The sequence below is a fragment of the Acinetobacter sp. LUNF3 genome (assembly GCF_022699605.1).
Taxonomy (GTDB): Bacteria; Pseudomonadota; Gammaproteobacteria; order Pseudomonadales; family Moraxellaceae; genus Acinetobacter; species Acinetobacter johnsonii.
Genome location: NZ_CP093968.1, coordinates 1,324,166 through 1,339,308, shown reverse-complemented (window position 1 = coordinate 1,339,308; position 15,143 = coordinate 1,324,166). Strand labels below are relative to the sequence as shown.

Sequence of the window (15,143 nt, the reverse complement as noted above, 5' to 3'; positions counted from 1 at the left end):
CCGCCGAGGCGGTCATATTTGAATTAAAAATTAAGCAGCTATGCTTTGAATAATGCGGTCAATATCACCACGTAGCATGATTTGAAACGAATCAGACAATACGGTAGGTTCCGATTGCTTCACCGTACGAATCACCCAAATCGGATGATTGGCTGCAATGGTGTTAAAGCGAAGTGCGTTACCACTTGCCCATCCACTACCCCAACCTTCCTTCTTTATAGTGAAATATGGAGCATTCGTGGTGGGATTGATTGGGGAGCAGTGAGAATTTGTCTCTCCGGTTCCTATAAAACCCGAAATCTCACCAATGATTCGAAATGTCGTGTTGCTCGTGAATACCAGTGACCAGCGCTCTTGAATACTGCCCTTGTTCGTGACATCAACGGGGTAAAAAGTATCGTTATAATTAGCTGATACAGGCTCACCCACGGGCTCATCACTCCACTCACTGCTCCATGTCCCTTGAACAAACAGTCGTGTATATCTGGCTTTCATATCACCAATCACCAACACTGAGCCCACGATCGTATTGGTTGGATCATAATTGTGCGTCAGTGGTTTAGTGAAGGTAATTTGCCCATTGATTTTAACATCGCGCACCAAACCCATATCTTGATAGCGATACTTTGCAGTCAGTGGTCCAGTTAAATTACCTAAGGCAAAATCACCGTTTAAAGTCACTTTGCCGTAGTCATAGTCCACCGTGTACATATCAAATGGAATCTTAATGCCATCAGCATCCTCAAGTTCACACCAAGAGATCCGTACATCGTTCAATGGATAGGTTTGGCCAGCAATATAATCAGGCAATTCCTGTGATTTGCTCGCACTCACGATCCCAATTTCACCCGATCGGAAAATCGGCACCCGACCATCAATCGGTAAACGTACCGCAGATAAGCCCAGAAGTTCAGCATCAATCGGGATATAGCTGTAACCGACTGCGCTGTATTTGATGGTTTCAGGCAGTACCATGATGGGCTTGTGAATCCACTGCTTACCATCCTTGGTATATTCCAGCTCAGCCACATACCAATCCTGCGCCATAATTTCAGCACGGTTGGTACTGGTCACTTCAACCTTTTGACGAAAAACAAACTGGCCATAGCCTTGGTCAAAGTTAAAGAAACCATCACAGTCCACTGTATCGATCGTACCCGAACCATCAGGCGTGATATTCAGTACACCGCCTTCCACCTTGGTGGCGGACAAAGTTAAGGACTGCGCCCGGATTGGGATCATTGGTGCACGGTATGACACTTGATTGGTCTGAACCTTTTCAAGCTGAGTGACCAATGTTTCAAGCATAGGGTTATTTTCACCTTCCACATCCCATGCAGATAGCTCTATAGCACCATTACCATAATGAATTTGACCCGAAACAGTCCCCACACCAGTGGTCACCGACGGATTGCGATAAAGTGAGCCGAGTTTATCAACATAGGTTGAATCGGCCAGCGTGAATCGTACCGAACCTGCAAGAATTTGTTCAGCAAAGCCTTCGGTTAAATCCGTTTTTAACACAGATCCAATCACTATGTCTGACCAAGAAGCAGCGACTGAACTATCTCGATAGGACACACTCACTGTCACAGCCGTCGCTACTTCATTTAGGCTTAAGGTATACGTCTCACTGGTATTTTCATACTTAATGGTCATCCCCAGCATACCAGCGGCAATTGCTTCTTGGTTGGTATTATATTTGCCATAAAATGGCTGCATAATCTTCTCGCGTTCGATCGCTTCAAGTGTAGTGCTTGGAGTGATATTCATCGTGCGAGATGTATAGTTGATCGTCCCTTGTTGCTGGCCTGCACCATTGATTAAACGCCCTGTGGTCGCATCAATCGGCATATCATGCAACTCTACCTCACCTAAGTAGTTCATATACTTGACGGGTACACGCACCTTCACAGACTTAGGAATGAGTTCCGCCGAACCATTGTCCAATTCAAATGAGATGCTGCCACTGGTCGGTACTGCATTCACCTGAACTGAAGACTTAGACCCTTTCTGACCTGATACATTGAACGTGGTACCACCATTGGGTAACAAGATCGGCATCAGCTTGGCCATGCCATCCGCATAATCAATGGTTCCTGTGGCATCGCCTATAAATTGTCCTTGACCGTTATCGGTTGCAGACTTGGCCACACCATTCAGTAGCCAATTGACAGCTAAACTACCTGCCACAATCGAATCATTTACAGGGATCTCGACATAAGCTTTATTAATCGTTAATCCTGAGCGCTCCTGAGCCGTGATCATATTGCTCCACGTCAGCAGGATTGCACTGCCAACGTCGGCGAGTTCACCTGTCGTTAATGACATGGTGCCCGTATCGTAATCGATGCTTCCTGAACCAAAGGACGAATCAGAACCGCGTAATTGCCCTGCGCCATTATCTCGAAGTGTATAGACTTGATTCTGGACCAAGAACGATACCTGCAGAGTACCAGGTGAAGGCAGCGGTACAAGATTGCGCAACCATGTAAAACCACTATTCTCTTGATTCACATAGATTGATTCCGACTCAACAGGTGCTGTTACAGCTGCTGCAGGCAAAAAACTAATCTCAAGATTCGTTGTTCCTTCGATTGCGTTTGAATTCCAGACGATGGAACCATTCTGATAGTTAATTGTTCCAATGGATGTACCTGATGTATTTTTCAGCTCCCCACCGACGTCGGTAATCGCTGAGCCAAACAAGCTAAATTCGACTGATTTCGGCATGATCGATGAGCCAATATACAAACTTGAAACAGTACTAATGGTGACGTTGCTGAAAGTCTTGACCAGTACTCCATCTTTAGCTTTAACCAAGGCTACAGAATCACCTGCAGCATTGATATTCACCATAGGAGTTTCTGTCTGTGCGGATGGAACCAACTGCGTATACACATCTTGTGCGACCACAGAATAATCCCCAACCTGAGCAGCTTCTTTTAGATTGGCACTCGCATAGTACTTACCAGTATCCGCAACAATCGTGTCACGAATAATGGTGGTGCTTTTTTCACCGCTATACCATTGCTTTGCAGACAAGCCCACAAAATCGGCTTTCAATGCATCACTAAGGCCATAAGTGGCAATCTTATATTCAACTTGTTTGCCATCCACCATCACATAAGCAGTTCGTGTCGATACTTCAGTAATACGTAGGTATTGCTCTAATTCTAAAGGCTCACCTTCACTCGAAATCAGCACAATTGACTTCCCAATCGGTGACTCTGCCTCCTGCGGAAACATGGCCACTTGTAGAGACTTCATGCCTTTCCAATGCGTGTCCAACGGTGTGCCGGCAATCTGTGCGCCTTTGGCATTATAGTTTTCAATGCGGTTCTGCGCTTCTTTACGCTCATCCGTCCAGCTATCCGTACTGAATAACACGGCGGATACACTGGGATCTTGCGCATTCTGAGAGATGAATACTGTCGCACCCATCAAAGCATCGGTATCAGCAGTATCCACCGCAGCATAGATCTTTTGGATAGAAGTACGGCCCGTGGTTCGATCCATCTCTGAAATATCATTGAATAGGTTATTACTCTGACCGTCGACAATTTCACGGCCTGAGTATTTACCCCCGCCATCATCGGCATCTGTACGAATGCGTTCTGACTCAAGGAGCTTTAAATTATTGGTTTCAATTGTCATCGCTTACCTCAATGAATCGCATGGTGACGTTAAAATAAGTATCAAGTGATGTTGCTGGGGTGCCTTTGACTGTAGAGCTTTCCAGTGCACCGTCTTTATGATTCCAAATCACATTGAACTCACGCTGGTCATGTGGCCACTCAAACTGAAGCGTGAATTGCTCCTGCAGGTTTTGCCATAAACGAAGCGTGTTCAGTTCGCTCAGTTTGATCCAACCTTTCGTTTTATTGGCTGGCTGTAAGGTGATTGGTCGACCTGCTTGCTTGCGTCCCTCTTGGATAATCAAGGCACCACTAATGGCATACTCCTGGTTCTGCTCGATCTCAGACCAGTTTTCATCCGACCAAAAAAAACCATCCTCTAGTTGGATGGTTTCTCCTGTAGTTTTACGAATTAACTTCATTACATACTCCGTTTAAGCATTTCAAATTCACGAAGCATCTCTTCAACACTATCTACGGCTTCAGGCGTACCTTGTAGCTCTGCTGCTTTACCACCAGATTGCAATTCAAGCACTTTCTTTTCAGTCGGTTGCATGTTTTCAATTCCCTGTATATCGAATGAAGTCGCAATAAGTGGGGCATCAGGCATTGATGGAATTTGCTGAGTTGAATCACCACCATTCGACAGTAATGAAGCATTACCACCACCTGAACTACGTGCTTGTGATTTGGCATTCAGCTCATCAGTACGCGCTTTCATCTTGGCCTTGAAATCATCCCAATGGTCATTGGTAGCCTGCTGCTCAGGGCTTATCTCAGGTTGCTCTCGTGCCGTAGATTGGCTCACTTGACTGACAGTACGCTGAGTCTCGATTGCTGCTTGCTGGATCTCACCCAGTTTAGTAACGGTGGCTTTGCCTGTGGCGTCGAGTTGGACTTGTAGACCAAGACTTGCTGCTTTTGCCTGAGCAACAGCAATTTTAGCCTTATCACCAGTCGCTATGGTTGAATCAAGCATCAGCTTGTAAGCTTGCTGAATGCCATCAGCAGTTGCCTGACCACTTTTGCTAATCACTTCAAAATTAGCCTGTGCTGAATGTGCTGCTGAATCTAACTGTTCTTGAGTTTTAACACCCATGGCATTAAAAGCAGCTTGTGTTGGGTTTAGAATTTCAGATAGTTGACCAATCTTTTGTTCAATTTTGCTTAAACCGAGTGCTACCTGCTCACCAGTAATTAAGCCCTGCTTCCCATATTCAACAAGTTTGCCTTTAGCATAATCAAGCTCAGCACCCGTCTGAGCTGTGTCGATTGCATTGTTGAGATTTGCGCTCAACGCCAGCCCTGTATCAACGCCCTGAGCCTTATAGGTGTCCAAGTTATCAATAATTATTTGAACGTCATTGCTCGCAGATTGGAAAGTGCTTGAAAACGAGCCTTTGAGTTGCTGAGTTTCTAAACCTGTTCGCCCTAATGCAGCTTTCATAACCGCTTCTATGACTGCGGCGGATTTAGCGGCTTCTTGTGCAGTTCCAGCAAAGGCAGCCTTAGCATTGGTTTGAAATACCAGTAAATCTTTGCCGGTAAGTGCTTGCCCTAAAGCCGCTTGTAACTCATCAGCAGTTATTTTCCCCTGCTCTTTAAGTAGGTTTAAAGCTGTTACAGAATCATTGATCCCCTTAGTTGAATTAAACTGCATTGCGGCAGCAACTTTCTCAAGTGCGCCTATTGCCTCTTCACCTTTTTTAATTAAAGCATCAAAATTTGTGACAAGTTTTTTAGACTCCACTGTTAAGCCATAAGTTTTAGCCGCTGCATCTTCCGAGGCTTTTGCGAATGATGCTTTAACTTCGGCGGCTACTTTTGCCCGAGCAGCTTCATTTGCGAGTTGGCGATCAAGCTTTTCAATAGCATCGCCATAACCCATTAAATTGGCTGCGCCCTCACCTATCGCTGTGCCTAAAGGCTCAATTACGGTTGGCACCAAAATACCAAGCGCAGTAACCGCAACACCTAATGCACCCAAACGCCCCACGAGCGTCATAATTGAACTACTTGTTGTTGCTATTGATGTGGTCGCTGTTGCCGAATTGGTTGCAAGTTGCGTCTTGGCTGCTGCTGCGCCACGTGTTGCGGCTGCATTTGCAAGTTGAGCTTGCGTGTTGGCAATAACCACAGCGGTTTCTTGTGTTAAAGCAGCCGATGCAGATCGAACCCCTGCGGCTTTATCAAAGAATACATTTGCTATATTTAATGCTTTATATGCAATAAATGCTTGCCCAGCAAGTGTTAGCGTGCCCACTACTTGGTCTAGGTTTTCAGCCAAATATTTGATTGCGTTTGCCGCTTTTTCGCTTATTCCATGAGTTTTGTCCAACTCGCCTAAATACACCATCCAAGATGTTTTAAGGTTTTCTATAGAATTTCCAATAGTTGTTGGAAATTTATCAAACTCTTTTGTGATTGCGCTGGATTGGCTTAAAATCGCCTTGGTTACAATATCCGAAGTTAGTTTACCCTCACCAGCCATCTCCCTTAGTTTACCAGTGGTGACACCAAGACCATCCGCCATTGCCTGTGCTAAGCGTGGTGATTGCTCCATGATTGAGTTGAATTCATCACCGCGCAAAACGCCTGAGCCTAAAGCTTGGTTAAGCTGTGTAATTGCAGCCTCATTTGATGCTGCCGATCCACCACCAATAGCAACAGCTTTATTAATTGCTTCGGTTAGTGCGAGAGCTTGCTCTTGCGGCCACTTCATCTCCTGCCCAATTTTTGTTAATCGAGCATATAGACCACCAGTCGCCTCTAAATTTGCATTAGTTTTAAGTGAAACAGCAATCACATCATCCATGGCTTTTTGAATATTTCCATGCTCACCAACTGCAATTTGAATTCGTGCCGTTAAGTTTTTATAAGCATCCGCTTGATTGGCAAGCTCTGAAGCACTTACGCCAATACCTAATGCAGCCATTGCCCCTGCTAGCGAGCTAAATCCAGTTTTTAGACCCTTAATACCCTTAGTTGCTTCATTAGACACAGCATTTGTTTTGCTTAATTCAACATTGGTATTTGCAAGCTCTGAATCAAGCTTTTTAACCTCCACCGCTGCTGTGGTAGATTCTTTGCCAAGCTGGTCAATACCCTGTGTAGCATTATTAGTTGCCAATCGAGTTTGGTTTGCTTCTTGTTTAATAGCCTCAAAAACTTTAGATACAACTTGTTCAGATTGCTTGGCAGCCGCAACAAGCCCCTTGTTATCACCATCCATGATGAGTTTGAAAGTTAGATTCTTTGACATTGAGACCTCAAATTTCAGGTATAAAAAAACCACCTGAAGGTGGTTAAATTTAGGCATTAAAAAGCACCCTAAGGTGCTTTTTACTTAAGAAGTTTGCTTATCTTTATCATCCAGCTCATCAAGGAAATTATTCACCTGTTGTCTAAACTCCATTGGGCGAGCAATGTATGGGATTGGCGCATGAGATCCACCAGTGCCTTTCACAACAATAGAGCCGAAATTGAAAATTCGCCCAAGCACGCCTTGACTTACACCCAAACTTTCAACGCGATTTACCTTTAGCTCAATTGTGTTTCTGCGAATCAAACCTGATTTTGCAATGATTCGACGATTAGTAAGCGCTAATTCTGTTGTTAAAACATGAACCGCAGCAATTCCAATCAAGATTAACCCAATAAAAACAGGAACCCCGCTTTTAGAACCAAGTGCAGATAGGATAAGTAGCCCACCAAATAATAGATACCAAAACTGTGATAGCCAGGTAACTTGCGCCTTAATGATTATTTTTTCATCTCTTGCTAAATTCTCTTCAATATAGCTACCCATTGCACCCTCTTATTTGTTTTTAAAAATCTTGGACATAGTACTTTTGACGAACTTTTTTATCAACCAATATAAATCTAAGTGTTCTTATCAACGCCCACTACGAATAGTAGTTACTTTGCCATCTTCAATTACAACAGTGAAAGTTTTGCTGCCATCTACATAGTTTAGTTCACGCACTGAAACGTCTTTACCACCCACGTTTTTAACGTAGTCATAATGCGATGTTGGCTGGCCTGCAGCTGCAACCACTTCACCATAGCTTTGACCTTTGCGAACTTGTTTACCGTTAATGCTTGCCCCTGCTAAATTCGCATTTGCTAATGTAAAAACAGACATCAAAGCAGCTGTAATTATTAATTTTTTCATGAATTTACCCCTCGTTATAATTGGATAAATCATAACCTGCTAAAATTCACATCACAATGTGAAAGTTACTATTCTTTCTCAAGACTCTTGATGAATTCATTGAACTTCTTATTGATTGCGTTCTGCGCCCGAGTTGCAATCGCTAAATTACGCATCTTCATACGCTCAGCTTTTTGAGCCGCTTTAAGATACTGTCGGAATGAACCGTAGCTCATTTGCATGATGCTTTCATGTGAGTGGCCATTGGATACGAGAAGCTGAAATACATCAAACCAACTACTCTTTTTACGCGGATCTACATCATCCCGGTGTTTAGGTTTCGGCTCGGAAAAAAATTCGTCATTCACTTTAATGACAGCATCCAATAACAAGACATTGAGTGAGCCCTCTTTCTTAAATAGATCGATGACCTGTTCAATACTGTATTGCAAACAATGGGCTATCAATTGAGTCGATTCAAACGAATGAGCATCAAAGATCATTTGTGTGGTTCCATCTGGATGATTATTCAAAAAGTCTTTAATGACCTGCGCTGCACCCGACCACTCATCAAAGTTATGCATCTGCAGCTGGTGCACCGATAGCTCTCCAACTTTGACAGGCCGATTTGAAGCTATAAAAAAATCATTCATGATGAAATCTCAAAAAGTACAGGCACAAAAAAAAGATGCTTAATGCATCCTGTTTAAGTGCCTGTATGTGTTTATGCAGCTTTAGGGATTTGGGTGTAATAACCATACAAACCAAGCGCACCATCTTTATCTTTGGTCAGATCACCCAAGGCATCACCGCTGATTTCGTATGAACCAAATTCTTCATGAATTAGGCCAAAGCTCGAATCTGGCGATTTAATTGTACGGTGCAAAGCTAAGAACACTTTGTCTTTGCTGATCTTATCAATGCCTTCAAAGAACAATGCATATTCAGCACCAAAATCAGATGCGATCGTAGTGTGTGTCACGGCGCCAGTTTTATAACCAATTACAACTTTTGGCAGATCATCAAGAAACTCGATGGTGCCATAAACCGCATCTAGCTTATATTTCGTTGATTCAATAGGAGCTGGTGTTGATGCTCCATCAGTCACTGTTGGTACAGTTAGATTAAAACCATCTAGTTTGATCTTTTGCCCTTTGGTGACTGCACCTAAATCATGGTCAGCTACGGTTTTGGTCGCTACAGCTACATTTTTACCCGACAGGATATATGCCAGGTTATCAGCATCAACCTGCTCAAGTGTTCCACTGAATGAAACCGCAGTGGTGTTGTATAGCACCAAATCGGTCGTATCATCACCTGACATTGACTCGGTATGTTCGATCTTGTCAGCCGTGATTTCAAGCGTAAAGTCAGGAATGTTGCCAAGTTCACGCATGGCACCAACAACGCCTTCAACAATCGGGGCAAGGGAGAACTTACCGCGCAATGAAATGTACTTCTTAGCCATTCGCAGGCACCTCTTTTGTTTTTGGTTTAGCTTCTGCTTTTACCTCAGGCTTGATTGCTTCAATCACGCCATCTTCTAAAAGCTGTTTAATTTTTTCTTGTGGTAGATCACCCACAATTTGACCTTTCACCCATGGGCCAATCGGCTTTAAGGCTTTGTATTGCGTTTTCATAAGGTTCCTTAATCAGGTTCGGTTTGAATGAATAGCTCGGACTCTAGAACCACTGTTGAGTAGACACAGCTTTTAGAAATGTCTTCCTCTGTATTGATATAAATCAGTGGTTCTGCACTGGATTCAGGTTCCCAGCCACTCAATTTCTTGATGATCTTAATGGTTAGATCACCAGCCATATCAAAAGCTTTAGAACCATCTGTCACCTGTGATGCGGCATGCTTACAACAAGCTGTCACTTCCCAAACCACTTTCAGCTTTAGCGCATCGCCTTTGCTTACCACTCCTGCACTTTTGGTACGGCGAAAATTGACTTGGATGTTGGGGGTGATTTGAGACAGTTCAGTCGTCGCACCTAGATTTTTAGGGGTATAGATTTTCTTTACACCCCACTCATCCATGAATTGCTCGAGGCGCGCTACTATTTCATCTCGTACCGCATATAGATTTTCATCACTCATCTAGTAAAACATCCTCAACAATGTTTAAGAGTTCCTGCTCGTCATCTACAGTTAAACCCAACCAAGCCCGTGCAGGCATTTTCACGGTATAAGCACCAACGGTCACGTCTTGAGCAAAGTTAGATCTTGTTTGACGTACAAAACGATTACCGACAACACCGGTCTTTTGGTTCTGTCGGAAGTAAACCGTGCTTTGACGTGCCTCATGTTTGACTTCACCGCCAAAGTGATGGATCGCACCATACTCAACGTCTGTACCAACCTCAAAACCATTGCTGATGTTGTTGTTGGTGATAGAGTTCATTAGTCGCGATGTGTCACGAAGCGTGGTACCGCCTTGGCGCATCACCCTTACGGATAATGGCCACTTGCCGTATAAACCCTCTCCACGAGACCAGCGTTCGCGGATATTCTCCACCAAGGCTGCACCCATGCGCTCATAAAGTCTGGACTGACGCTCTTCAACGTCAGCATACAAACTTAGAGCTTTTGAGACCGCTGATTCACCATCGGCACGAATTTCAATTAATGCGCCTGGCATGCGTCACCTCACTTAATGCTCGGCATTTTTCCAAGGACATCGTCACCAAAGACACCACCTGTATAAGTCGTGCCTATAGGTGCTGTAGATGGTTTGTTTTTGGGTTGGTCATCCACGATCTGGCTGGTTTCCACATTCTGAATTTGCAAATGTGCTTTATTAGTTGCAACCAGCTTTAAAAAGCTGACTGCTTCCTCATAACGCCTACGCACTTCTTCAGTGGGTTGTTGGAAATAAAGACGATAGCGTGCAATGTCACACGCCATTCGCTCTAAATTACTCGGCACATTTGGCAGAGGTAAAGGATAGCGACCACCGATGTACCCATTAATTTCTTCTGATGCGTCTTGTAAGGCATCCTGAACAGCAGTTGATGCACTTGCATGCATCAACTTCAATTCATCAATCTCACCACCAAACCGCGCAACTAGATTTGCTTCAGTCGCGTACATGGGTCACCTTACTTATCAGTAGTAGCCTTCTTGGCTTCGGTGGTGGCTTTCTTTAAAGCAGCTTCAGTTGTGGCTAAAGCCTTTTCAAGTTCAGCAACTTTCGTTTTAAGCCCATCTTTTTCCTGATCAGACTTCGCTTTCTCTTCAGTCATGAGCTTGATAGTTCTTGCTTGTTCAGCATTTTCCTTTTCAAGTTCAGCTAAACGTTCAGCAGTACCATCAGCCTTAGGTTGGTCTGGAGCTTTTTCTTCTTCAATAGCTCCAGATACTAAAAGGGCCTGAAGTTGTTTATCTTCAAGCCCTTTGATTTCATCACCTGGCATAAAATGCCCGATGGATTGTTTTGCGATGTATTTCGGCATGTCTTACTCCTTATAGGGTGATAAAGCCGGTACCACCGACTACACCATTTTTGTTAGAAGGCACGACCAATGGAGCAGATTCTGTCATCAACATGATGCCGCTTGGATCTTCACAATACCATTGACGGTCAAAGTATTGCTGAGCAACACCGTTGGCCAACATATTTTTGATCTTACAATGTGCCACTGAGCCGTTGGTATCAGAAATCAAAGAGAAGTAATCTTTTGGAATAAAGCGCTTCACCTGACCTTTATTGCGGTAAGTTGCGTCATATACCCAGAATTCGATTCCATCAAATGTCCCCTTAAGGGTCGCAGACTCTTTGACACCAAAGCTTGGTGTAACAGGAACAGAAATACCAGCGTACGGCGTGATGAATTCTTTCTTGAATTCTTCGTTATTCCATAATGCAGCCCATACCAAGCCAGACATGATTGCTTTTTTGGCTTCACCGCCATCAGCTGCCAATTGACGCTCAAGCATAGTGCGGATATCTAAAACCGGTTTAGCACCCGCTTCGTTCCACTTAGTCAACGGCGTATATGTCAGAGAGGCATCACGGCGATAATCAACTAGGTTGTACTCATAGTCATCTGAATGAAGGACATATTTACCATTTTTCAGAAGATCAATCGCCATCATTAGGACTGAGTTATCAATCGCATCATGGTTGCGCTTCATCACCGCAATCTGGGAAATAACCATCTGCTCTTGTAGAGACAACTGCTGATTGCCAGTTGAGATAATACCAGCAGTGCGTAAACGCTCAAGTAATGAGATTTCAAATGTATCGGCCGGACTAACCTGATTTTTTGGCTTGTAGTAGGCCGGTTTCACATGGCGTACTTCACCTGATTGAGTGGTGTCAAATGGCTTACCGGGTTGTTGTGGTGAAACCAGTGGTGCTAGATCATGTTCAGCTGACAATTCAGCCAAAGGTACATCATCACGTGTAAATAATGGACGATTTGGAAATAGTTGGTCTAATAGCCAAGTATCCATCGGGCGATAGTTTGAGTGGATTAGTGCTAACTCACCCACATCAAGCAGTTCTAGTGGGGTACCTTCAATATTAAAAGCTTGTGGCATTTCATTTACACCTTAGAAAGTTCGATTTTGTTTTTGGTTGCTTTGGCGCGTGCTGCATCGTATTGAGCTGTGGTAAGTAAAGTGCCACCAAGTGATACAGCCTCAACGCTAAATACACCACCGTAATACACTGGAATTTCGATTCCATCAGCAGCCTTGATGGTGGCTTCTGCAGCAGATACATCCTGACCACAAATCACATCCCATGTTTTTTCATCAGTGGCATGAGTCAGTACATTGGTATCTGATAGCGTTAACAGGTCGCCATATTTATATGCTGTGGCAGTCGTCACTTTTGCATTAGCACGACGTAACTTTTCATTATCCAGAATCAGTCGTTTTGACGTGACCGAGATAGGCGGTACATAGTGAGTAACCATGAATTATTTCCCCTTTTGTTCTGCGAATGCTTGTGCACCAGCTGTGAATTTGTGTTTATCACCAGCGCCTTGATTGATATCTTGCCCTTGCCCACCCTGACCACCTGTAGCTTGGTGACTGAACAAGTGAGTAAGGTGTGATGGAATTTGTTGCTGCAGTTGTTGACCAGCTGGTGGTTGAGTACCTGCTGAGAATTGACGAAGTTGTTTAGCTGAGAATGCAAATGCAGAGTCATCTAATGCTTTCATTTCGGTAATATCTTCCGCACTAAATTCTTTGCCCAGATCTTTACCTAAAGCAGTAATTTCTGCTTCACGCTTGGCTGCAGCAAACTGCTTGTTTTGGGCTTCAAGCTCAGAGTTTTTAGTCTCAAGCTCTTGGATACGGGCTTGCGCCTTTTCTAATTCGGTCACGTCTGTGTCCTCTGTAGGTTGATTTGTTGTACCGGGTTTTGCTGAAAATGCATTTACCGAGGTTGTTCGATCCGCACCTGTTGAACAGATCGTAAATTCGCGGATGCGGTTATTTCGAAATACTGCGACTGGTCCAGTGAAGGTTTGTCCATTTACAACAACGTTTACCCCTTGCCCCACTTCCTCAACAGAACCAGGATCAATGAACATGGACATTTGAAACGGATAACCATCATCTGCGTCATCCACGACTTCACGTGCTTTTGCATTGCGGAGAAAGTCACCAGTCACAGTGATGTTTTGATTGATACCAACTTCCTTCACTACACCGACACGACTGGTACTGAAGTGCTCTTCTAGTAAAGGTGTTGGCGTTGGAATCTCAATTCCTTCAAGATCGAAAACAACACCATTTCGACCCCAAAACCAGTGACCATCAACACGACCACCACCGTAAGCTGTGCCTTTAAAGGTTCGCTTCTTATCCCCTTCAACCTGGGGAACAATGTCCACGGCGGATAGTGAGAATAGATACTTGCCCTGCTCTTCATTAAGTTCAGGCATTTTTCATGCTCCATTAAAAAACCGCCCTTTAGGCGGCTTCAGTTAATTTTTAATCATGGTTTCTTAGGTGGTCGCGATAGAACGCAACACATGGCTCGTACAAGATTATTCACTCTCGATGGACTACCAATCACAACTACTTTTTTCTCGCAGCTACATGGCGAATAACCATTACCATTTCTTCCATTCAATCCACGTCGACACGATTCACATTTTTCAGTCATTAATTCACCAATGCTTTAAGTGTGTAAATCATCTTGCCATTCAGCGCTTCAATCGAAATCACTTCAAATGACAAACCCATTGGCATTAATACGCCATGACCAACATTCAATTCGTTTAGATCAATGCCTAAGCCTTTCGAATTCTCAACCTGCAACACCACATCGGAAGCATTTTCAGCTAACAGTAATGGCGAATTAAATTGAATCGTTTGCCCAACTTCATAAGCGACTACATGCTGCAAGGTCACACCACCTGTCACGATTGCAGCTGAATTACTCGCCACGGCGTTTAAGGCTTGCATGTCCTGTGTGAGCCAATGTTTTAAAACATCGTCCGCTTTCGAGCTCACAGACGCATTTAGGTAGTTCGTGATTGCAGCATCATTTCCCTGCACGTAATCCAAGAAAGTTTTAATCGCACTTGGTCTAATGGATGGATCTAAAGGAATAACCGTATTGGCCACTGTGTTAAATAAATCTCTCGATCTATCATTCATCGGGGCTAAAAGACTGGTGAGCTTTTTAGATGCAGTCCATTCAGCCTTAATTGCCTCTTTCTGCTCCAGTAGATACTCCTTATCAAGTAATGACTTAGAAATCTTCTGATCCACCAATACCTCCAATTCTCCAAATTGCAGAGGATGTGAACTCCAGTCCAAAGCTTCGGCAACCTGAGGCAACTTATCATCAGGTGTAATGCCATATTTAATCGCCTGCTTCTCCGTAAGCGCGATGACAGTACAACGACAACGAAAACCCAATGGAGGATAGTGCGTTAGCCAAAAGGGATGATCAATCGGCAGTACAATTCGATTCAATGCTAAATGTGCAGGACGCACACGTGAGTCATTGATAGCCGAATACATTAGATACTGACGTTTGTCTTTATTTCGTTGCTGTTGCTGCCAGCGTCCATGGCCATATGCACTTTGGATATTGGTCCGAAATACATTGTCCAAGTAATGCTTGGGTAAAATGATTTCCGATTCAGCCACAAGCTTCTGAAAATCGTTAAAGGTGCCACCTGATGCTAAGGTTTTGTTAAGTGACTTAATCACCGACTCAGCTTGTTCAAGACTCGACAAAAAACTAACCGTAGTTGCCATCTGCCGTGTCTTAAGATCCATTGAGTAAAACTCATCAGGCAACACCACTTTCTTACTATGTGCATACTGCAGCGCTTCAAGAAACGTGACTGGTTGCATTTCAACACCCACAAAAAAA

Annotated in this window: 16 protein-coding genes; all 16 read right to left on the bottom strand. The window is 43.8% G+C overall.

Annotated features, from left to right (window positions below; all coding sequences use genetic code 11):
- Positions 1-30: 30 nt before the first annotated feature.
- On the bottom strand, positions 31-3,657 hold the full coding sequence (locus MN200_RS06580) for a hypothetical protein (protein ID WP_242760385.1): 3,627 nt from the start codon (positions 3,655-3,657) through the stop codon (positions 31-33).
- On the bottom strand, positions 3,647-4,060 hold the full coding sequence (locus MN200_RS06575) for a hypothetical protein (protein ID WP_242760383.1): 414 nt from the start codon (positions 4,058-4,060) through the stop codon (positions 3,647-3,649). The genes MN200_RS06580 and MN200_RS06575 overlap by 11 nt, the downstream gene beginning before the upstream one ends.
- Positions 4,060-6,900: a tape measure protein gene (locus tag MN200_RS06570; protein WP_242760382.1), complete on the bottom strand. Its 2,841-nt coding sequence runs from the start codon at positions 6,898-6,900 to the stop codon at positions 4,060-4,062. Before MN200_RS06570 ends, MN200_RS06575 begins: the two co-directional genes overlap by 1 nt.
- A gap of 84 nt (positions 6,901-6,984) precedes the next feature.
- The gene (locus MN200_RS06565) at positions 6,985-7,446 is read right to left on the bottom strand and encodes a PH domain-containing protein (protein ID WP_058869399.1); all 462 of its coding nucleotides are present in this window, start codon (positions 7,444-7,446) and stop codon (positions 6,985-6,987) included.
- Between the two features lie 87 nt (positions 7,447-7,533).
- On the bottom strand, positions 7,534-7,812 hold the full coding sequence (locus MN200_RS06560) for a DUF2845 domain-containing protein (protein ID WP_078425815.1): 279 nt from the start codon (positions 7,810-7,812) through the stop codon (positions 7,534-7,536).
- 68 nt (positions 7,813-7,880) lie between these two features.
- Positions 7,881-8,390: a hypothetical protein gene (locus MN200_RS06555; protein WP_242760381.1), complete on the bottom strand. Its 510-nt coding sequence runs from the start codon at positions 8,388-8,390 to the stop codon at positions 7,881-7,883.
- A gap of 125 nt (positions 8,391-8,515) precedes the next feature.
- Positions 8,516-9,259 carry a hypothetical protein gene (locus tag MN200_RS06550; RefSeq protein ID WP_234303742.1) on the bottom strand — a complete coding sequence of 248 codons (744 nt, stop codon included), beginning with the start codon at positions 9,257-9,259 and terminating at the stop codon, positions 8,516-8,518.
- Positions 9,252-9,431, bottom strand: coding sequence for a hypothetical protein (locus tag MN200_RS06545; RefSeq protein ID WP_242760380.1), 180 nt, complete (start codon positions 9,429-9,431; stop codon positions 9,252-9,254). The genes MN200_RS06550 and MN200_RS06545 overlap by 8 nt, the downstream gene beginning before the upstream one ends.
- An 8-nt stretch (positions 9,432-9,439) precedes the next feature.
- Complete coding sequence (locus tag MN200_RS06540) at positions 9,440-9,892, bottom strand: hypothetical protein (protein ID WP_125273684.1); 453 nt, start codon at positions 9,890-9,892, stop codon at positions 9,440-9,442.
- Entirely contained in the window at positions 9,885-10,433 is a 549-nt protein-coding gene (locus MN200_RS06535; protein ID WP_242760379.1) for a phage virion morphogenesis protein, read from the bottom strand. The genes MN200_RS06540 and MN200_RS06535 overlap by 8 nt, the downstream gene beginning before the upstream one ends.
- Positions 10,434-10,441: 8 nt before the next feature.
- Entirely contained in the window at positions 10,442-10,885 is a 444-nt protein-coding gene (locus tag MN200_RS06530; protein ID WP_242760378.1) for a DUF1320 domain-containing protein, read from the bottom strand.
- Between the two features lie 8 nt (positions 10,886-10,893).
- Positions 10,894-11,247: a hypothetical protein gene (locus MN200_RS06525; RefSeq protein WP_242760377.1), complete on the bottom strand. Its 354-nt coding sequence runs from the start codon at positions 11,245-11,247 to the stop codon at positions 10,894-10,896.
- 10 nt (positions 11,248-11,257) lie between these two features.
- Complete coding sequence (locus MN200_RS06520) at positions 11,258-12,337, bottom strand: major capsid protein (RefSeq protein ID WP_159151737.1); 1,080 nt, start codon at positions 12,335-12,337, stop codon at positions 11,258-11,260.
- A gap of 5 nt (positions 12,338-12,342) precedes the next feature.
- On the bottom strand, positions 12,343-12,717 hold the full coding sequence (locus tag MN200_RS06515) for a hypothetical protein (protein ID WP_242760376.1): 375 nt from the start codon (positions 12,715-12,717) through the stop codon (positions 12,343-12,345).
- 3 nt (positions 12,718-12,720) lie between these two features.
- A complete protein-coding gene (locus MN200_RS06510) occupies positions 12,721-13,695 on the bottom strand; it encodes a hypothetical protein (protein WP_242760374.1) in 975 nt (324 codons plus the stop codon).
- 223 nt (positions 13,696-13,918) lie between these two features.
- The gene (locus tag MN200_RS06505; protein WP_242760372.1) at positions 13,919-15,124 is read right to left on the bottom strand and encodes a phage minor head protein; all 1,206 of its coding nucleotides are present in this window, start codon (positions 15,122-15,124) and stop codon (positions 13,919-13,921) included.
- Positions 15,125-15,143: the final 19 nt, after the last annotated feature.